At 68.0% G+C, this 19886-nt stretch carries 20 protein-coding genes; 16 read left to right on the forward strand and 4 right to left on the reverse strand.

Annotated features, from left to right (window positions below; all coding sequences use genetic code 11):
- The first annotated feature begins 3 nt into the window (after positions 1-3).
- Complete coding sequence (locus tag AZG88_RS51690; protein ID WP_156517495.1) at positions 4-2853, forward strand: amino acid adenylation domain-containing protein; 2850 nt, start codon at positions 4-6, stop codon at positions 2851-2853.
- Between the two features lie 78 nt (positions 2854-2931).
- Positions 2932-3345 carry a DUF1622 domain-containing protein gene (locus AZG88_RS15550; RefSeq protein WP_005239218.1) on the forward strand — a complete coding sequence of 138 codons (414 nt, stop codon included), beginning with the start codon at positions 2932-2934 and terminating at the stop codon, positions 3343-3345.
- Positions 3346-3363: 18 nt separating this feature from the next.
- On the opposite strand, the gene AZG88_RS15555 is transcribed toward AZG88_RS15550, so the two are convergent.
- Together AZG88_RS15555 and dapD are read right to left on the reverse strand one after the other, a co-directional pair.
- Positions 3364-4728, reverse strand: coding sequence for an amino acid permease (locus tag AZG88_RS15555; protein ID WP_061046244.1), 1365 nt, complete (start codon positions 4726-4728; stop codon positions 3364-3366).
- A 31-nt stretch (positions 4729-4759) separates the two neighbouring features.
- A complete protein-coding gene (gene dapD / locus AZG88_RS15560) occupies positions 4760-5713 on the reverse strand; it encodes a 2,3,4,5-tetrahydropyridine-2,6-dicarboxylate N-succinyltransferase (RefSeq protein WP_061046243.1) in 954 nt (317 codons plus the stop codon).
- A 141-nt stretch (positions 5714-5854) separates the two neighbouring features.
- On the opposite strand from dapD, the gene AZG88_RS15565 reads away from it, so the two are divergent.
- The 11 genes from AZG88_RS15565 (at position 5855) to AZG88_RS15610 (ending at position 15320) form a co-directional block, all read left to right on the forward strand.
- Entirely contained in the window at positions 5855-6808 is a 954-nt protein-coding gene (locus AZG88_RS15565; RefSeq protein ID WP_061046242.1) for an SMP-30/gluconolactonase/LRE family protein, read from the forward strand.
- 41 nt (positions 6809-6849) lie between these two features.
- The gene (gene dapE / locus AZG88_RS15570; protein ID WP_061046241.1) at positions 6850-7923 is read left to right on the forward strand and encodes a succinyl-diaminopimelate desuccinylase; all 1074 of its coding nucleotides are present in this window, start codon (positions 6850-6852) and stop codon (positions 7921-7923) included.
- A gap of 42 nt (positions 7924-7965) precedes the next feature.
- Positions 7966-8766, forward strand: a complete 801-nt coding sequence (locus tag AZG88_RS15575) for a TIGR00730 family Rossman fold protein (protein WP_061046240.1) — start codon at positions 7966-7968, stop codon at positions 8764-8766.
- A complete protein-coding gene (locus tag AZG88_RS15580; protein WP_061046246.1) occupies positions 8766-9323 on the forward strand; it encodes a TIGR00730 family Rossman fold protein in 558 nt (185 codons plus the stop codon). The genes AZG88_RS15575 and AZG88_RS15580 overlap by 1 nt, the downstream gene beginning before the upstream one ends.
- A gap of 84 nt (positions 9324-9407) precedes the next feature.
- Positions 9408-11183 (forward strand): long-chain-acyl-CoA synthetase, encoded by a 1776-nt coding sequence (locus AZG88_RS15585; RefSeq protein ID WP_005239234.1) that lies wholly within the window; start codon positions 9408-9410, stop codon positions 11181-11183.
- A 94-nt stretch (positions 11184-11277) separates the two neighbouring features.
- Positions 11278-12177, forward strand: a complete 900-nt coding sequence (gene folP / locus AZG88_RS15590) for a dihydropteroate synthase (RefSeq protein ID WP_005239236.1) — start codon at positions 11278-11280, stop codon at positions 12175-12177.
- On the forward strand, positions 12174-13133 hold the full coding sequence (locus AZG88_RS15595) for a glucosyl-3-phosphoglycerate synthase (protein WP_011598038.1): 960 nt from the start codon (positions 12174-12176) through the stop codon (positions 13131-13133). The genes folP and AZG88_RS15595 overlap by 4 nt, the downstream gene beginning before the upstream one ends.
- Before the next feature lie 52 nt (positions 13134-13185).
- A complete protein-coding gene (locus AZG88_RS15600; protein WP_005239244.1) occupies positions 13186-13497 on the forward strand; it encodes a DivIVA domain-containing protein in 312 nt (103 codons plus the stop codon).
- Entirely contained in the window at positions 13494-14069 is a 576-nt protein-coding gene (locus tag AZG88_RS15605; protein WP_061698188.1) for a DNA-3-methyladenine glycosylase I, read from the forward strand. The genes AZG88_RS15600 and AZG88_RS15605 overlap by 4 nt, the downstream gene beginning before the upstream one ends.
- A 150-nt stretch (positions 14070-14219) precedes the next feature.
- A complete protein-coding gene (locus AZG88_RS49865) occupies positions 14220-14387 on the forward strand; it encodes a DUF3117 domain-containing protein (protein WP_003936084.1) in 168 nt (55 codons plus the stop codon).
- Positions 14388-14477: 90 nt separating this feature from the next.
- Positions 14478-15320, forward strand: a complete 843-nt coding sequence (locus AZG88_RS15610) for a putative RNA methyltransferase (protein WP_005239249.1) — start codon at positions 14478-14480, stop codon at positions 15318-15320.
- 9 nt (positions 15321-15329) lie between these two features.
- On the opposite strand, the gene glgA is transcribed toward AZG88_RS15610, so the two are convergent.
- Positions 15330-16499: a glycogen synthase gene (gene glgA / locus AZG88_RS15615; protein ID WP_025432189.1), complete on the reverse strand. Its 1170-nt coding sequence runs from the start codon at positions 16497-16499 to the stop codon at positions 15330-15332.
- 121 nt (positions 16500-16620) lie between these two features.
- On the opposite strand from glgA, the gene glgC reads away from it, so the two are divergent.
- Positions 16621-17835, forward strand: a complete 1215-nt coding sequence (gene glgC, locus AZG88_RS15620) for a glucose-1-phosphate adenylyltransferase (protein ID WP_005239253.1) — start codon at positions 16621-16623, stop codon at positions 17833-17835.
- Between the two features lie 24 nt (positions 17836-17859).
- On the opposite strand, the gene AZG88_RS15625 is transcribed toward glgC, so the two are convergent.
- Positions 17860-18498 (reverse strand): O-methyltransferase, encoded by a 639-nt coding sequence (locus AZG88_RS15625; protein ID WP_005239255.1) that lies wholly within the window; start codon positions 18496-18498, stop codon positions 17860-17862.
- A gap of 283 nt (positions 18499-18781) precedes the next feature.
- Between AZG88_RS15625 and sigE the strand changes: the two genes are divergently transcribed.
- Together sigE and AZG88_RS15635 are read left to right on the forward strand one after the other, a co-directional pair.
- Positions 18782-19414: an RNA polymerase sigma factor SigE gene (gene sigE, locus AZG88_RS15630; protein ID WP_005239257.1), complete on the forward strand. Its 633-nt coding sequence runs from the start codon at positions 18782-18784 to the stop codon at positions 19412-19414.
- Positions 19415-19430: 16 nt separating this feature from the next.
- Entirely contained in the window at positions 19431-19793 is a 363-nt protein-coding gene (locus tag AZG88_RS15635) for a DNA-directed RNA polymerase sigma-70 factor (RefSeq protein WP_025432190.1), read from the forward strand.
- Positions 19794-19886 lie beyond the last annotated feature (93 nt).

The following is a 19886-nucleotide window of genomic DNA, read 5'->3' on the forward strand; positions in this document are numbered from 1 at the left end:
GCCATGCAGAACAACGCTTTTCCCGAGGTCGAGTTTCCCGGGTTGGACTGGACCACACTTCCGGCGCCGACCGGGACGTCGCGTTTCGACCTGTCTTTCACTCTCACTCCCGATGGTCGGCAGGGTCTGGCTGGGGTTGTCGAGTACGCGAGTGATCTGTTCGACCGCGGGACGGTGGAGGGTATCGCGGCTCGGTTCGTGCGGTTGTCGGAGTTGATCGTGGCGGATCCGCGCGGGCGGATCGAGGGGTACGAGATCCTCGGGCCCGACGAGCGTGAGCTGGTACTGCGGACCTGGAACGGCACGAGCGTACCGGTACCGGACTCGACGATTCCCGGCNNNCGGGAGTTGAGCAGTCGAGCGAATCGGCTGGCACACCGCCTGATCGGTGCGGGTGTCGGCCCGGAGGTGCTGGTGGCGGTCGCATTGGAGCGGTCACCCGAGTTGGTCGTCGCGTTGTTGGCCATCCTCGAGGCCGGGGGTGCATACCTCCCCATCGACCTGCAGTACCCCGGTGCACGAACCGGGACCATCCTCACCGACGCCGCTCCGCTGTTGATCCTCAGCGACACCGTGACCGAAAACTTGTTGCCCAACAACGACATCCCCCGGATGCTTCTCGACACCCGCACCGACGAGGGCGGACGATGGGAGGCGCGAAACCCCGACGACAACGACCGCACCACACCACTGCGACAGGACAACACCGCGTACGTGATGTACACGTCCGGGTCGACGGGTGTTCCGAAGGGTGTCGCCGTGAGCCACCGGAGTGTGGTGTCGCTGTTCGCCGGTACCGCAGGGTGGGCCGGCTTCGACGCCGGGGACGTGTGGGGGTGGTGTCATTCGGTGGCGTTCGATTTTTCGGTGTGGGAGTTGTGGGGGGCGTTGGTGCACGGGGCCCGGGTTGTGGTGGTGCCGTGGGAGGTGATGCGTTCGCCGGTCGGATTGTGGGAGGTGGTGGTTCGGGAGCGGATGACGGTTCTCGGTCAGACGCCGTCGGCGTTCTACGAGTTCGCCGAGGTCGAGCGTGAGGATCCCGCTGTGGGGGCGGATTCGGTGCTGCGGATGGTGGTGTTCGGCGGTGAGGTGTTGGATCCGGCCGGGTTGCAGGGCTGGTCCCGGGGCGAGCGCGTGAATCCTCTGATTCTGGTCAACGGGTACGGGCCGACCGAGACGACGGTCTTCGCGGCAACCTTCGTGCTACCCGAGTCGGGTGAACGCGCCGACCGGGCGAGTGTGCCGATCGGAGCGCCGGTGGGCAACACGCGGGTGTTCGTGCTGGGTGCGGGGTTGGTGCCGGTTCCGGTGGGTGCGGTGGGGGAGCTGTATATCGCCGGGGCGCAGTTGGCTCAGCGGTATGTCGGTCGGCCGGAGTTGACGGCTGAGCGGTTCGTGGCGTGTCCGTTCGGGGAGCCGGGTGCGCGGATGTATCGATCCGGGGATCTGGTGCGCTGGACCGCCGGCGGAGTGCTCGAGTTCTGCGGAAGAGCGGACGAGCAGGTCAAGATTCGTGGATTCCGGGTCGAACCCGCGGAGATCGAGGCGGTTCTCCTGAAACATCCGGCCGTGACCCAGGCGGTGGTGGTGGCCCGGGACACCGTCACCGGCACCGGATTGGTCGGTTACGTGGTCTCCGACGCCGCCGACGCCGCCGACGCCGCCGACACCGCCGGCACCGACACAGGTGTCGAGGTCCGTCGGTTCGTGGCCGGGATTCTGCCGGAATACATGGTTCCGGCGGCGGTGGTGGTGCTGGACCGGTTGCCGTTGACGGTGAACGGGAAACTGGATCGGAGAGCGTTGCCGGCACCGGAGTTCACCGGCGGGGTGTTCCGGGCGCCGCGGTCGCCGGTGGAGGAGACGCTGACTTCGCTCTACGCCGAGGTTCTCGGTGTTCCCCGGGTGGGGATCGATGACAGTTTCTTCGACCTGGGTGGGCATTCGTTGTCGGCGACGCAGTTGGTGAGCCGGATTCGGTCGGTGTCGGGGGTGGAGGTCCCGATCCGGGTGATCTTCGAGTCTCCGACGGTCGCCGAACTCGCACCCCGCCTGGGTGAGGAGGTCGAACCCGACGCGCTCGATCCGTTCGCGGCCATCTTGCCGATCCGAAGCGAAGGATTCGGACCGCCGCTGTGGTGCGTCCACCCGGGCGGCGGACTGAGCTGGTGCTACATGGGCCTTCGCGCCCACCTCCCCGGCAGGCCCATATATGGTCTGCAAGCACGGGGCTTCGATGGAGTGACGCCGCTACCGACGTCGATCGAGACGATGGCCGCCGACTATCTCGAGCAGATCCTCACCGTTCAGGACGATGGCCCGATTCTTCTGCTCGGATGGTCGTTCGGTGGCCTTGTCGCCCATGCGATCGCCACCGCGCTGGAACGCCGGGGGCTCGAGGTTGCATTCCTCGCGATGATGGACAGCGTCCCCGGTGCCGGGGATCTCCTCATCGGCCGGGCGGCGCCTTCGGATGACGACATTCGACAGTCGATCCGGGCATGGGCGCAGAGCCGCTACGGCGAGATCGTCGATTCGCCCGACTATGCGCCCGTCTGGGATGCCGCACGTGCAATCTATCGGAACGACCTACGGCTGGCTGCCGACCACGTACCGCAGATCTATCACGGTGACGTGGTGTTCCTCCGTCCGACAGTGACGGATGACGGATCGATGTCGAGCGAGTCCTCGGCCGAGACGTGGCACGCATACGTCACCGGCGACATCGTGACTCACGACGTTCACAGCACGCATGCCGATATGGATCAGCCTCGTCCCCTCGCCGAGATCGCACGGATCATCGACCATGCACTGGCCGAACCGGGTCGGCGCACACGACAACCGGAAGGCTGATGACGGGCGGCGGCCCACCACGCGGCGATCGGACGGGAATCCTCTGCGAACACCCTCCCGAACAGGAACACTCACACCATGGACACGGTCAGGTTCTTCGAACTCGCAACCGAAGTGTTCGAAGTGCTCGGTGTCCTCGCGATGGTTGTCGGGTTCCTCTTCGCCTTCTTCCTCGCGGTGCGCGCGTGGAAGCGGACCGGAGACGGCACTCAGGCGTTCAAGACCCTGCGGGAGTCGCTCGGGGGCGCGATCCTGCTCGGCCTGGAATTGCTCGTCGCAGCAGACATCGTCAAGACGGTCACCTCGACGCCGTCGCTGACCGATGCCGCCGTCCTGGGAGTGATCGTGCTGATCCGCACCGTGCTGAGCCTGTCCATCGAGATCGAAATCGACGGTGTCGCACCGTGGCGGAAGGCGTTCGTGACCGGACCGCAGGTGCTCGCCCATGCGGCGCGCTCGTCCGCGGGGCAGGAGCCGAGTTCGGGCCGGTGAGTCGCCGGCCCGAACCGGTCACACCGTCTGCGGCCGCTTGCGCAGCCGGGTGTTGAGCACACCGAGCGCTGCGATGACGAGGAACAGGACGCACGTCGAGATCAGCTGGGTGCGGGCGTCGGTGTCGAAGAGCATGAGGACGACGAAACCGGCGAGCATTGCGAGCGTGACGTAGCTGAGCCACGGGAACAGCCACATCCGCACGGTCAGCTTGCCTTCGCGTTCGAGCTGCGGGCGCAGTCTCAGATGCGAGACGACGATGAAGATCCAGATGACCAGGAGCGCCGAACCGACGGCGTTCAGGAGAAGTCCCAGGAGGTCGTCCGGCAGCCACCAGTTGAGCAGGACGCTGACGAAACCGAAGAACACCGACAGCAGCACCGCATTGAGGGGCACCCCGGAATTCGAGATCCGGGCCATGAACGCGGGACCGTCGCCGCGCCGGGACAGCGAGTACGCCATCCGCGACGTGCCGTAGATGTTGGCGTTGAACGCCGACAACAACGCGACCACGACCACCAGTTCCATGAACCCGGCCACGTACGGGATGTGCGCCTGGTTGAGGACGGCCACGAACGGTCCGCTCTTCAGGTCCGAGGAATCCCAGGGAAGGACGAGGACCATGATCGAGATCGAACCGAGGTAGAAGACGCTGATACGCCAGACGACGCTGCGCACCGCCACGGCGATCGACCGCTCGGGGTCCTCGGATTCAGCGGCGGCGATGGTCACGATCTCGATGCCGCCGAAGGCGAACGCCACCACCAGTAGTCCCGCGGCGACACCGGCGAAGCCTTCCGGCATGAAGCCGCCGTGGCCGAAGAGGTTGGTGGTGCCCACCGGTTCGGTGTCCGGCAGCAGGCCGAACACCAGCAGCACGCCGATCACCAGGAACGCGATGATGACGGTGACCTTGATGGCGGCGAACCAGAACTCGAACTCGCCGAAGTTGCTGACCTTCGCGAGGTTGACGGCCGCGAAGAAGATCACGAACACGAGGGCGACGACCCATTGCGGCACGCCGGGCAGCCAGCCGCTCACGATGCCGGAGGCGCCGGTGATCTCGGCGCCGAGCACCATGATCAGCATGAACCAGTAGAGCCAGCCCATCACGAATCCGGCCCACTCGCCGATGCCGATCCGCGCGTAGTGCGAGAACGATCCGCTGGCGGGGATTGCCGCTCCCATCTCGCCGAGCATCCGCATCACGAAGACGACGATGATGCCGGCGAGAAGGTAGGAGACGAGGACGGCGGGACCGGCGGTCGCGATGCCGACACCGGTGCCGAGGAACAGTCCGGCACCGATCGCGGAACCGAGGCCCATCATCGTGAGGTGACGGACCTTCAGGCCCCGGCCCAGGGTGCTGGTCGAATCGGTCATGGTGCCGGGTGTTCGCGTACCGCTCACCGGGTCAGTCGTTTGCGTGCAGAGCGGCGTTCAGTTCCACGCCGGTGCCCTTCCACGGCACGACCTCGACGGCTCCCGACACGGAGTTGCGACGGAACAGCAGGTTGGACTGGCCGTTGAGTTCCTTGGCCTTCACGACGGTGCCGTCCGGCCCGGTGACCTTGGTGCCCGCGGTCACGTACAGGCCGGCTTCGAGGACGCAGTCGTCGCCGAGGGAGATGCCGAGACCGGCGTTGGCGCCGAGCAGGCAGCGCTTGCCGACGGAGATGGTCTCCTTGCCGCCGCCGGACAGGGTGCCCATGATCGACGCGCCGCCGCCCACGTCGGATCCGTCGTCGACGACGACGCCGGCGGAGATACGGCCTTCGACCATGGAGTTGCCGAGCGTGCCGGCGTTGAAGTTGACGAAGCCCTCGTGCATCACGGTGGTGCCGCTTGCCAGGTGGGCGCCGAGGCGGACGCGGTCGGCGTCGGCGATGCGGACGCCGGACGGCACGACGTAGTCGACCATGCGCGGGAACTTGTCGACACCGAACACGGTGACCACGCCGCGGATGCGCAGACGCGACCGCACCTTCTCGAAGCCCTCGACCGCACAGGGACCGAAGTTGGTCCACACCACGTTGGACAGCAATCCGAACAGACCGTCGAGGTTGACGCCGTGCGGGGTCACGAGGCGATGCGAGAGGAGGTGAAGGCGCAGGTAGGCGTCGTGCGCGTCGACCGGCGGCGCCGACAGGTCGGCGATGGTGGTGCGCACCACGACCTGGTCGACCTCACGCGCTTCGTCGGGTCCGGCGAGGAGTGCCAGATCGGAGGGGATGTCGCCACCCTCGATCCGCACGGTGCCCGCCTCGTCGAAGTTTCCCAGCTCGGGCGCCGGGAACCAGGTGTCGAGAACCGTGCCGCCGACGGTCACGTTGGCGATGCCTACTGCTGATGCTCCCTGTGTGCTCACGGCAGTAAAGGTTACTGCCTCATTACTCGGGCATTCCCAGCGGTCGTTATCGGGGCGTGATCGAAACGAAACCGAGCGGGTTCCGGCCATGTGGGGGACCATGCACGGGGCACGTGAGACACACCGGGAAAGGTCGTGGGAATGCGCATTTCGCACTGGGGTCGATTCATCGGAGGAGGCGTGCGGGCCGTGGCCGCGGGCGCACTGCTCGCCGGGGCCGTGTCGGTGGTGGCGCCGCAGACCGTGTCCGCCGCTCCGGTGTGCCCGGGCGCAGGCCAGGCACCGGTTCTCGTCGGGCGGGTGCCGGGAGCGGCGCTCGAGGGCGTCGCCGTGGACGGCGGGGGTCGCCTCTACACGACGGACCTTCTGAGCGGGCGGGTGTTCCGCCTCGACGCCCCGGGAGCCCCCGCGGTCCCGGTCGCGACGGTGCCGGACGGCGGGGCCGGGGCGCTGGCCTGGGCGTCGGACGGTTCACTGCTGGTGGGGTACGGCGCGGACGCCCGCGTGTTCCTCGGCGACATCCTGCGTCCGGGTGCGATCGCGAAGCTGAACACCGCGACCAACGTGCTCTCCCCGTTCGTATCGGGTCTGAGCGCGGCGAACGGACTCGATGTCGCCGCCGACGGAACCGCATACGCGACCAACGACTTCGGAACCCAGATCGGACGGGTGTTCCCCGACGGGCGGGTGGAGCCCCACTGGGCGACGCTGCCCAGCGCCAACGGCGCGGTGCTCGGCGCGGACGATCGGTACCTCTACGTGTCGCGGACGTTCGTGAATCCGGGCGTGAGCCGGATCCCGCTCGCGAACCCCGGAGCGCCCGAGAGCATCCTCGACCTGGCCGGTCTCGACAACTTCGCCGCTCCCGACGGCCTGGCCCTGGACTCGAGAGGCCGTCCGGTGGTCCCGGCCAACGTGCGCGGCGAGATCTGGCGGCTCGACTCGCCGGGGCAGTACTGCGTGCTGGCCTCCGGTCTGCCGACGTCGAGCATGGTCGTCTACGGGCAGGGGTCCGGCGGCTTCTCGGCGGGACGGCTGTTCCGCATCGGTTTCGACGGTGCGATCTACGAGATCCCGGGCGGCTTCGACGGGTAGCAACGCCCGAGCGGGCGGACGGGTCGGCTTAGGGTGGACGGGTGAGCCCACTCGACCTCCACGCCGATCCCATCGACCTCACCGCCGCCCTGGTGGACATCCCGAGCGTCTCGCACGACGAGTCGGCGATCGCCGCCGCCGTCGAGTCGGCGCTGCGGGAGCAGACCACCGGTTTCGAGATCATCCGCAACGGCAACGCCGTACTCGCCCGGACCGATCGGGGACTGCCGAGCCGGGTGATGCTCGCCGGTCACCTCGACACGGTGCCGATCGCCGACAACGTGCCCTCGCGGCGTGAGGGCGATGTGCTGCACGGATGCGGAACGGTCGACATGAAGTCGGGCGACGCGGTGTTCCTGCACCTCGCCGCCACCATCGAGAATCTCGCGCACGATCTGACCCTGGTGTTCTACGACTGCGAAGAGATCGCGGCCGTCCACAACGGGCTCGGACGGATCGAACGCGAGATCCCCGAGTGGCTGCGCGCGGACGTGGCGATCCTCGGCGAGCCGACGGGAGGCCTCATCGAGGCGGGATGTCAGGGCACGTTGCGGGTGACGCTGACCACCCGCGGCACCCGCGCACACTCCGCGAGATCGTGGCTGGGCGACAACGCGATCCACCGCTTCGCCCCGGTTCTGCAGCGGCTGTCGGACTACACCGCGCGGTCGGTGGACATCGACGGCTGCGTGTACCGGGAGGGGTTGTCCGCCGTGCGGATCGCAGGCGGCGTCGCAGGCAACGTGGTGCCCGACGCGGCGGAGATGGACGTGAACTTCCGCTTCGCCCCCGACCGCAGCGCCGAGCAGGCGATCGACCACGTGCGGGAGGTCTTCGACGGGATCGAGCTGGGTTTCGAGGTCACGGACCTGTCGCCGGGAGCCCTGCCCGGGTTGAGCGACCCGGCGGCTGCGGCCCTGATCGAGGCGGCGGGTGGCGAGTTCCGCGCCAAGTACGGGTGGACCGACGTCTCGCGGTTCTCCGCGCTCGGCATCCCGGCCGTGAACTACGGTCCCGGCGACCCGAACTTCGCCCACAAGCGGGACGAGCACGTGCCCGTGCAGCAGATCACCGACGTGACGACGGTGCTGCGCGCCTATCTGAGCGCCCCGTGACTGCCCGGTGCCCCGAACGGGCCACCCGCTAGCCTGGGGCGCATGGCACCCGAGAAGAACACTCACGGCCGGAAGTCCTCGTCCGTGAAGCACCGGGGTCCGGTGCAGTTGAGGCGCGCCCGCAAGGACGACACCACCACCACCGACGAGCGGTTGCTCGACGAGCGGGGCTCGACCGACTGGGTGCACACCGACCCCTGGCGGGTACTGCGGATCCAGAGCGAGTTCATCGAGGGGTTCGGTGCCCTGGCCGAGGTGCCGCGCGCGGTCACCGTCTTCGGTTCCGCTCGCACACCGGACGGCCACCCGGAGTACGAAGCGGCTCGGGCGCTGGGTGCGCGCCTGGCCGAGGCGGGTTACGCCGTCATGACCGGCGGCGGCCCCGGCGTCATGGAGGCGGCCAACCGCGGTGCCAGCGAATCGGGTGGTTACTCCATCGGCCTCGGTATCGAGCTACCGTTCGAGGAGGGCCTCAACGAGTGGGTCGACCTCGGCATCAACTTTCGCTACTTCTTCGCGCGCAAGACGATGTTCGTGAAGTACTCGCAGGCGTTCATCTGCCTGCCCGGCGGGTTCGGGACGCTCGACGAGCTGTTCGAGGCGCTGACTCTGGTGCAGACGCGCAAGGTCACGAGATTCCCGATCGTCCTGTTCGGCACCGAGTACTGGTCCGGGCTGGTGGACTGGTTGCGGGGAACTCTCCAGCGCAGCGGCAAGATCTCGGAAGGTGACGTCAGTCTCTTGCACGTCACGGACAGTGTGGAGGAAGCGGTGCAGATCGTCATACGGTCGCAGCAGGGTGTCGACGAAGCTGCCCTGCTCGGAACGGAGGATCAGTGGTGATGCCGAAAACTGTTCCGACGCAACCATTCTCGGTGTGCGTCTACTGCGCGTCCGGCCCCGTCGACGACCATTTCCTGGAACTCGCGGCCCGGGTCGGCACCGAAATCGGTAAGCGCGGTTGGCAACTCGTGTCCGGCGGCGGCAACGTCTCGATGATGGGCGCGGTGGCCGAGGCCGCCCGCGCGGCAGGGGCGACAACCGTCGGTGTCATCCCGAAAGCTCTGGTGCACAGGGAAGTCGCCGACGTCGACGCCGACGAGCTGGTGGTCACCGACACCATGCGCCAGCGCAAGCAGATCATGGAGGACCGGGCCGACGCGTTCGTGACGCTGCCCGGCGGTATCGGCACGCTCGAGGAGCTGTTCGAAACGTGGACCGCGGGTTATCTCGGCATGCACGAGAAGCCGGTGGTCCTGCTGGATCCGCACGGTCACTACACGGGGCTGCTCGACTGGCTCGACGGGCTGCGGGGCGGCGGTTTCGTGGCGCAGCGCGCCCTCGACAGGCTGCTCGTCCGGTCCGATGTCGGGGAGGCACTGGACGCCTGCGTGTCCTGAGGCGGCGTCCGGTCCGCGTCGTGGCGCACGTTGTTACCGTGCAGTAAGGTGACCTGACTCATACTGCAGGCCTGAGGGGATGTCATGCGTTCTGAAGCTCGTTCGACGATCGGGGTGGTCGACCTCGCGAAGCGGCTGCCGGCCATGATTCCGGAGCTGCCGATCATGGCGAAGGGGGTCCTCGGCCTGATCCGGACCCCCGACGCGAGGGAATCGATCGGCCTCGTCTTCCAGCGCGCCGCCGCAGCGCACCCGCGCCGCACGTTCCTGCGGTTCGAGGGCGAATCGCTGAGCTACCGGAACGCCAACATCCGCGTGAACCGCTACGCCCACGTGCTCGCCGACCTCGGCGTGGCACGCGGGGACGTCGTCGGGATCCTCGGTAAGAACTCGCCCGAGACGCTGCTCATCGCCCTCGCCGCGGTCAAGCTCGGCGCCGCCGCCGGGATGCTGAACCACAACCAGCGCGGAGATGTACTGGCCCACAGCATCTCGCTGCTCGACAGCCGGGTCCTGGTGGTGTCCGAGGCGTGCGGCGAGGCCATGGACTCGCTCGACGAACCGCCCGCCGTGCCCTCGGTGCTGTACTTCGACGACCTCGACCGCCTCGCCGGGAAGGCCGGGGACGACAACCCCGAGGTGTGCGAGCAGATCCAGGCCCGGGAGAAGGCCTTCTACATCTTCACCTCCGGCACCACCGGGCTGCCGAAGGCCAGCCTGATGAGCCACTTCCGCTGGCTCAAGAGCATGTCCGGACTCGGCAACATGGGCGTCCGGCTGCGCGGCAGCGACGTCCTCTACTGCTGCCTGCCGCTCTACCACAACAACGCGCTGACGGTGTCGCTGTCCTCGGTGCTCGGGTCGGGTGCGACGCTCGCACTGGGCAAGCAGTTCTCGGCGTCCAAGTTCTGGGCCGACGTCGAACTGAACCGGGCCACCGCGTTCACCTACATCGGCGAGCTGTGCCGGTACCTGCTGAACCAGCCCGAGAAGCCCGGCGACCGCGACAATTCCATCCGGCTGATGGTCGGGAACGGTCTCCGTCCGGAGATCTGGTCCGAGTTCACCACCCGGTTCGGGATCTCCCGGGTCGCCGAGTTCTACGGCGCCAGCGAGTGCAACATCGCGTTCGTCAACGCCCTCAACGTCGACCGGACGGCGGGCATCTGCCCCCTGCCGCACGCGGTGGTCGAGTACGACGAGGACAGCGGATCGCCGCGGCGGCACTCCGACGGCAAGCTGCGGAAGGTCCGCACCGGCGACGTCGGACTGCTGCTGTCGAAGGTGACGGACCGGGCGCCGTTCGACGGATACACCGATGAAGAGGCCACCGACAAGAAGCTCGTCCGCGACGGCTTCGAGGACGGCGACTGCTGGTTCGACACCGGCGACCTCGTGCGCCGCCAGGGCTGGTCGCACGTGGCGTTCGTGGACCGGCTCGGCGACACGTTCCGCTGGAAGGGGGAGAACGTCGCGACCACCGAGGTCGAGGGCGCACTCCTCGCGCATCCCGCGGTCGAGCACGCCGTCGTCTACGGCGTCGAGATCCCCGGGACCGACGGTCGCGCGGGGATGGCCGCGGTGACGTTGCACGAGAACGAGAAGTTCGACGGCGCCGACGTCGCGGAGTTGCTGTTCCAGCGGCTGCCGTCGTACGCGGTGCCGCTGTTCGTCCGCATCGTCGATTCCCTCGAGCAGACGTCGACGTTCAAGAGCCGCAAGGTGGAACTCCGCAAGGAGGGTTACGACGTCGAGGACACCGACACGTTGCACGTGCTGTCCGGGCGCAGCGACGGCTACAAGCCCTCGTACGACGGGTACGTCGACGAAGTGGCGAAGGGTTCGCTGCCCAAGGGGTGATGCGCCTTCGGCGCCCGTGAGTACTTGTCAACCGCCCGCCGTTAACAAGTACTCACGGGTGGTTTCGATTTCGCTGCGTGCCAATATTGGTGACATGGCCGAGACAGACGTACCGCCCGCGCCCGACCACCCGTCGCCCACGCTGTGCGGGCGCCCCGTGGCGGTCGATCGTGCGCTCGTGATGGCCATCGTGAACCGGACACCCGATTCGTTCTACGACCGCGGTGCCACGTTCACCGATTCCGCCGCCATGTCGGCGGTCGAACGGGCTGTGGACGAGGGTGCCGACCTCGTCGACATCGGGGGTGTGAAGGCCGGACCGGGTGACGTCGTCGACTCCGCGGAAGAGACCCGGCGGGTGGTGCCGTTCGTGGCCGCGATCCGCGAGCGCTACCCGGAGTTGCTCATCAGCGTCGACACCTGGCGCAGCGACGTGGCCCGGCTCGCCGTCGCCGAGGGTGCCGATCTCATCAACGACACGTGGGCCGGCGCCGATCCTGCGCTCGTCGAGGTGGCCGCGGAGACGGGTGCCGGCATCGTCTGCTCACACACCGGGGGAGCGGTTCCGCGGACCCGCCCGTTCCGCGTCCGCTACACCGACGTCGTCGCGGACGTCCTCCGGGAAGTGGTGTCGGCCGCCGAGAACGCGGCCCGGCTGGGTGTGCCCGCCGACTCGATCCTCATCGATCCGACCCACGATTTCGGGAAAAACACCTATCACGGGCTCGAGTTGTTGCGGCGAGTGGAAGATCTTGTAAATACGGGATGGCCAGTGCTCATGGCGCTGAGCAACAAGGACTTCGTCGGGGAGACTCTAGGGGTAGATCTCGTCGAGCGGTTGGAGGGAACATTGGCAGCGACAGCGATGGCCGCCGCAGGAGGCGCCCGTGTCTTCCGTGTCCACGAAGTTGCCCCCACGCGTCGAGTGGTGGACATGGTGGCCGCGATTCAAGGCCGGCGCGCACCGTCCCGCACCGTGCGGGGGCTGGCATGAGTGCCGTGGGGGCCCGGGCGGCCCGCACGATGGTGGCGGAGGAGCGAACCCCACGCAGCTGGGCCGAGGCGAACAGCTGGGACCAGCCGTCGTGGAGCATCGCCGAACTCGAACGGGCCAAGGCTGGGCGCACCGTCTCGGTGGTCCTGCCGGCGCTCAACGAGGAGGAGACCGTCGCCGCGGTGGTGGACACGATCCACCCGTTGCTCGGTGGTCTGGTGGACGAGTTGATCGTGCTCGATTCGGGATCGACGGACCTGACGGCGGAACGCGCACGCGCGGCGGGCGCCACCGTCATCAGCCGGGAGGAGGCGGTGCCCGCGTTCCCGCCCGTGGCGGGCAAGGGCGAGGTGCTGTGGCGTTCCGTCGCCGCGAGCACCGGTGACCTCATCGCCTTCGTCGACTCGGATCTCATCAACCCGGATCCGGCCTTCGTCCCGAAGCTGCTGGGACCGCTGCTGACGGCCGACGGCATCCATCTCGTGAAGGGCTACTACCGCCGTCCGCTCCGCCTCAGCGGCACGGAGGACGCCAACGGAGGTGGCCGGGTGACCGAACTCGTGGCGCGTCCCATGCTGGCCTCGCTCCGGCCGGAGCTGACGTGTGTGCTGCAGCCGCTGGGCGGCGAGTACGCGGGCACCCGGGAGTTGCTGTCGGCGGTTCCGTTCGCCCCCGGCTACGGCGTCGAGATCGGCCTGCTGCTCGACACGTACGACCGTCTCGGACTCGGTGCGATCGGGCAGGTCAATCTGGGGGTGCGCAAGCACCGCAACCGCCCGCTGTCCGAACTCGGGGTGATGAGCAGGCAGATCATCGGGACGATGATGCGGCGCTGCGGGGTGCCCGACTCCGGGGCGGGTCTGACCCAGTTCCTGGTGGACGGCGACTCCTTCGTTCCGACGACGACGGACGTCGCGCTGGCCGACCGCCCGCCGATGAACACGGTGTGCCCCTGACCGCGCGCCCCTGAGGGAGGTTGCTGTCAGACGTCCGTGACAGGATCGGGGCATGGTGACAGCCCTGCTCTATCTGCTCGTCATGGCGTTCGTCGGCGCGATGCTGTTCCTCGCCGCCAGTGCGGTGTTCGGCCGTTCCGAGGAACTCGCGCCCCTGCCGCCCGGCACCACACTCACGGCCCTGCCCGCCGAGGGTGTGACGGGCGCCGACGTGGAGGCGTTGCGATTCCAGCAGACGCTGCGGGGGTACAAGGCCAGCGAGGTCGACTGGGCGCTGTCCCGGCTGGGCCGTGAAATCGATTCGCTGCGTGAGCAGTTGGCGGCGGTCGAAGCCGCGTCCGAACGGCCGGGGGATGCCTCGTGACAGCCCCCGAGGACCGGGTGCGGTGCGAGTGGGCGGTCGACACGGACGGGTCCCGGCTGTACCGGGACTACCACGACCTCGAGTGGGGTCGTCCGCTGCACGGCCGCGACGAGTTGTACGAGAGGCTGTGCCTCGAAGCGTTCCAGTCGGGACTCTCGTGGATCACGATTCTCCGCAAGCGCGAGGCCTTCCGGGCCGCGTTCGCCGGGTTCGATCCGGAGGCGGTGGCCCGGTACACGGAACGCGACGTGGCGCGCCTGCTCGAGGACGCGTCGATCGTGCGGAACCGGGCCAAGATCGAGGCGTCGGTGAGCAATGCGCGGGCCCTCCTGGAGTTGTCGGACACCGACCTCGACACCCTGCTGTGGTCGTTCGCCCCGCCGCCGCGCCCGAGCCGCCTCGCCACCGTGAACGACGTCCCGGCCGTCACACCGGAGTCCACCGCGATGGCGAAGGAATTGAAGCGCCGAGGGTTCAAATTTGTGGGCCCTACCACTGCTTATGCACTCATGCAGGCCACCGGGATGGTGGACGACCACGTGGCCGCCTGCTGGGTCCCGCTCACTGCCTGAACTGCCGGTGGACCTGCCTATTTGTGACTCAGGTTCCCGGTACTCGTGTCCATAGGGAAGAATGGATGTCACAAGCCTCGCCGAGTGTTGGCGGGGTGCCAAAATTTGTCGAGGCGCAAGCAGGCAGCGCAGATCTGGAGGGAGCAGAGGATGGCGGCCATGAAGCCCCGGACCGGGGACGGTCCCCTCGAAGCAACCAAAGAGGGACGAGGAATCGTCATGCGGGTTCCGCTCGAGGGTGGTGGACGTCTGGTTGTCGAGCTCACCCCGGAGGAAGCTGCCGCACTCGGTGAAGAGCTCAAGGGCGTCACCAGTTAGTCGAGTGCGGAGAGAACCTCACAGGGCAGGCCCCGTCGCCGTTCTCGGTGCGGGGCCTGTTCCGTGTCCGGAACGGGGAGGCGAACGTTCGTGCTGGCCGATGTGACCGACCTGTTGGCGTGCCCGCAGTGCCGGTCCCGTGTGGAACTCGACGACGGCGCGATCCTGTGCGACCAGGGGCATGCCTTCGATGTGGCGCGTCAGGGCTACGTGAGTCTGATGACCGGCGCCGGTGGCAAGTTCGACGGCGACAGCCCCGAAATGATCGCCGCACGTGCGGACTTCCTCGGCGGCGGCAGCTTCGACCCGCTGATGGACGCCGTCGCCGACGCGGTGGTGGCGGGCACCGGGCCCGGCGACGATCCCCGGATCCTCGAGATCGGCGCGGGCACAGGCCACTACCTGGCGCGCGTCCTCGACGCCGTCCCGACCGGCCGGGGAATCGGGCTCGACGTGTCCAAGTATGCGGCGCGGCGCATCGCCAAGGCTCACCCACGCGCCGGCGCAGTGGTTGCCGACGTGTGGCAACACCTTCCGGTGCGGGATCACGTGCTCAGCCACGTCCTGTGCGTGTTCGCGCCGCGCAACGCCGACGAAGCGCACCGGGTGCTCGCCGAGCGCGGCTCCCTGGTGGTCCTCACCCCCACGGAGCGGCACCTGGGGGAGCTCGTGGACCTGCTCGGCATGGTCCGGGTGGACGACCGGAAGGTCGAGCGGCTCGGGGCCGCGATGTCCGGGCGGTTCGAGCGTACCGACCACATGGCCGTGGAGTACCCGATGTCGTTGTCGCACCTCGACGTGGCCCGGCTCGTCGGGATGGGGCCGTCGGCGCGGCACCTCACCCCCGACCGGCTCGCATCCTCGATCGCGGCGCTGCCGCAGGAATATCCGGTGACGGCGTCGGTGACGGTATCCACCTACGCCCGGCTCTGAGCCCCTCGGTCAGCGCCGGGACAACGCGTCCTGGTAGACGTCGAGCGTCTGCTGTGCGATGGCCGCCCAGGAGAACTCGGCGATCGCCCGCGCCCGCCCGGCCTTGCCCATCGCCTGGGCAGTGCCGGCGTCGGCGGCGATTGCGTTGACCGACTCGGCCAGCGCCTGTTCGAACGCCTCGGGCTCGTACGAGTTGTAGTGCACCAGACGGCCGGTGACCCCGTCCTCCACCACCTCGGGGATACCGCCGACGTCGGACGCCACGACCGCGGTCTCGCAGGCCATGGCCTCGAGGTTCACGATCCCCAGCGGCTCGTACACGGACGGGCACACGAAGACGGTTGCGGCCGACAGGATCTCCCGCACCTGGTCGGTGGGGAGCATTTCCCGCACCCAGAACACGTTGCCCCGGTGCGCCGCGAGCGCGGCCACGGCCTGCTCGGTCTCGGCGGCGATCTCCGGGGTGTCGGGGGCCCCCGCGCACAGCACCAACTGGATCTCGGGCGCGAAGTGGTGTGCTGCGGCGATCAGATGACCGACGCCCTTCTGCCGCGTGATACGGCCCACGAACGCCACCATCGGTTGGTCCGGGTCGACGCCGATCTTGGCGAGGGCGGAGTCCCGCGGACCTGCGGGCCCCGCGTGCCAGACCGACGTGTCGATCCCGTTGCGCACCACGTGGACCCGGTGCGGGTCGACGAACGGGTACGCGTCGAGGACGTCGAGTCGCATCCCGGCGCTCACGGCGATCACCGCGTCGGCGTGCTCGACGGCGTTGCGCTCGGACCACGAGGAGATGCGGTAGCCGCCGCCCAGCTGCTCCGCCTTCCACGGCCTCCGTGGCTCGAGGGAGTGGGCGGTGAGGATGTGGGGCACGTCGTACAACGCGGACGCCAGATGGCCCGCCAGGCCGGTGTACCAGGTGTGGGAGTGCACGACGTCGGCACCGGTCGCGGCGTCGGCCATGCGCAATTCGGCAGACAGCGTCGCGAGTGCCGGATTGGCCCCGGCCAACACGGGATCGGGGGTGTGCACGACCGCTCCGACGCGCGGAGCCCCCATACAGTGCACGTCCACCTCACACAGCTGCTTCAACTGAGCAACCAGTTCGGTGACGTGTACACCCGCACCGCCATAGATCTCCGGTGGGTATTCCTTGGTCATCATCGCCACCCGCACCGGCCTAACGTAACCGTCCGGGACGCTTCGGGCCACCGCTCTCGGACACATTCAGGTATCGGAGAAACGGTGACTCGGCGCTTCGCTGGCGGGGGGAGTGGCCGCCCGATAGGTTGACAGGGTGAGGAGCCAGCCACATGTGCTTGGAATCGTGCTCGCCGGCGGCGAGGGCAAACGTCTCTATCCGCTCACCGCGGATCGGGCGAAGCCCGCTGTGCCTTTCGGAGGCGCCTACCGGTTGATCGATTTCGTGCTCAGCAATTTGGTCAATGCGGGATACCTCCGCCTGTGTGTTCTGACGCAGTACAAGTCGCACTCGTTGGACCGCCACATCTCTCAGACGTGGCGACTGTCCGGATTCGCGGGTGAATACATCACTCCCGTTCCCGCGCAGCAACGTCTGGGCCCGCGCTGGTACACCGGTAGTGCGGACGCGATCCTGCAGTCGCTGAACCTCGTCTACGACGAGGATCCCGAGTACATCGTCGTGTTCGGTGCCGACCACGTGTACCGGATGGACCCGGAGCAGATGGTGCAGCACCACATCGAGTCGGGTGCCGGGGTGACGGTGGCCGGGATCCGGGTGCCGCGCAGCGAGGCGTTCGCGTTCGGCTGTATCGACAGCGACGAGTCGGGTCGCATCGTCCAGTTCCTCGAGAAGCCGGCGCATCCGCCGGGCACCCCGGACGACCCCAACATGACGTTCGCGTCGATGGGTAACTACGTGTTCACCACCAAGGTGCTGGTCGACGCGATCCGGGCCGACTCCGAGAACTCCGATTCCGACCACGACATGGGCGGCGACATCATCCCCGCGCTCGTCGAGGCGGGCGAGGCGTCCGTGTACGACTTCAAGGACAACATCGTTCCCGGCGCCACCGACCGCGACCGGGGCTACTGGCGCGACGTGGGAACGCTCGACGCGTTCTACGACGCCCACATGGACCTCGTGTCGGTCCACCCGATCTTCAACCTCTACAACCGTCGGTGGCCGATCCGCGGGGAGACGGAGAACCTCGCGCCCGCCAAGTTCGTGCAGGGCGGCCTCGCGCAGGAGTCCGTGGTCGGGGCTGGGTGCATTCTGTCGGCGGCCACGGTGCGCAACTCCGTGCTCAGCTCCAACGTGATGGTCGACAGCGGCGCGACGGTGGAAGGCAGCGTCCTCATGCCCGGTGTGCGCATCGGCAAGGGCGCCGTGGTACGCCGCGCCATCCTCGACAAGAACGTGGTCGTCGGCGACGGCGAAATCATCGGCGTCGACCTCGAGCGCGACAAGCAACGCTTCGCCGTCAGCAACGGCGGCGTCGTCGCCATCGGCAAGGGCGTCTGGATCTAGCGGGAGGGCCCCGGAACGGGGCTCTCAGAGCTTGGACGCGCAGAGCAGTCCGTCGCCGATCGGCAGGAACACGCGGATCAGCTGGTCGTCCTCGGCGAGTGCCTTCGCGGCCTCGCGGACGGCGACGGTCGCCGCGTCACGCTGGCTCGGGTCGACGACCCGCCCCCCGTGCAGGGCGTTGTGCAGCACGATCGCGCCGCCCGGACGCAGCAGGCGAACCCCTTCGCGGACGTAGTGCGGGTGATCGACCGGTGCGCTGTCGACGAACACCAGGTCGTACGCCCCGTCGGCGAGCCGCGGCAGGACGTCGAGTGCCCGGCCGTTGATCAGCCGGGTCCGGGCCGGTGCGATGTCGTTGGTCCGGAACGACAGCTTGGCGGCCCGCTGGTGCTCGGGTTCACTGTCGATGGTGGTGAGGACGCCGTCCTCGCGCATGCCCCGGAGCAGCCACAAACTGCTCACGCCCGCGCCGGTTCCGACCTCGACGACCGTCTTGGCGTCCAGCATGCGGGCAAACAGGGCTAGAGCAGCACCGACCGCGGGAGGCACCGGTCCGGCACCGAGGTCGTCCGCCCGCTCCCTGGCCGCACCGAGGGCCTCGTCTTCACGGACAGCCCCTTCTGCGTGGGTGAGTATCCGTTCGGCGTTTGTCTGCACGCACATGAGGCTATCGGGGTCTCGTCATCGCCGCTGCGAGGCGCGCTCGACGACAATGCCGCGACCTGCTCGGCCGCGATTCTCAGGAATACCTCAGCTTGCTCACACCGCACACATATCGCGGTGGGAAAGAGTATGTCCAACGCCAGATCCGAAGACCGCCCGGCGGGGAGATCACGACGACGGAGGAAAGTCCGAGAATCCGGGAACAAATCCCGGGCCTCGGGAGTTGACGCCTATACCACGTCCAGTGATCTGCGGTCCTGAGTAGGAGGATCCACTTAACTCGATGAGCAACCACACGATGGCTCCAGACGAGAGAAACACCGACGAGCAGCTGTCGGACGCCGAGCTGACGGGTACGGCTGTGTTCGATGCCACAGGCGAGAAGTCCGCCATGCCGTCCTGGGACGAACTCGTCCGCGAGCACGGCGACCGAGTCTACCGACTGGCCTACCGGCTGTCGGGCGACGCGCAGGACGCCGAGGACCTCACTCAGGACACGTTCATCCGCGTGTTCCGTTCGCTGTCCGACTACCAGCCCGGCACGTTCGAGGGCTGGCTGCACCGCATCACCACCAACCTCTTCCTCGACATGGTCCGCCGTCGTAACCGCATCCGCATGGAAGCGCTCCCGGAGGACTACGATCGTGTCCCGGCCGACGGGCCGAACCCCGAGGAGATCTACCACGACGCCCGCCTGGACGCGGATCTGCAGGCAGCGCTCGATTCGTTGGCCCCGGAGTTTCGCGCCGCGGTCGTGCTGTGTGACATCGAAGGACTGTCCTACGAGGAGATCGGTGCCACACTGGGTGTCAAGCTCGGAACCGTGCGTAGCCGCATCCACCGCGGCAGGCAGGCTCTGCGCGAGCATCTGGCTGTGAACGGAAAGGTTGACTCCGATCAGATCGGCGTCGGGTAGTTACCAGGAGGGACGAATGACGCAGGGGCGTGTACCTCGCCAGTTTGGCTCCACCGAACACCTGGCGAGTGAGGCGATCGCCGCCTACGTCGACGGTGAACTCCGCATGTCCGCTTATCTGCGCGCCGCCCACCACCTGTCGATCTGCCCCGAGTGCGCGTTCGAGGTGGACTCCCAGCAGCAGGCACGGCGTGCCCTGCGCCGCAGCGGCGATGTCGCCATGCCGTCCGGTCTCCTGGGTCTGCTGAGCCAGATCCCCAGTTGCAACCAGGGCGATCCCGCCGACAAGTCCCCGTTCGACTCCCACTCCCCGGATTCGCCGATCACGAGCGCGTACTCGATCACGAGCCGGATCTGGTCCCGGCGCCGGCGCCGTTGAGCGCATCCGGACCGACGACGGCGGTGTCCACGCTCAGCGAGGCATCGGTGATACTGGGGCGCGTGACTGACGCACACGAGGGGGACACGACAG

Source organism: Rhodococcus sp. LB1 (genome assembly GCF_001583455.1).
In the GTDB taxonomy this organism is placed as follows: domain Bacteria; phylum Actinomycetota; class Actinomycetes; order Mycobacteriales; family Mycobacteriaceae; genus Rhodococcus_F; species Rhodococcus_F opacus.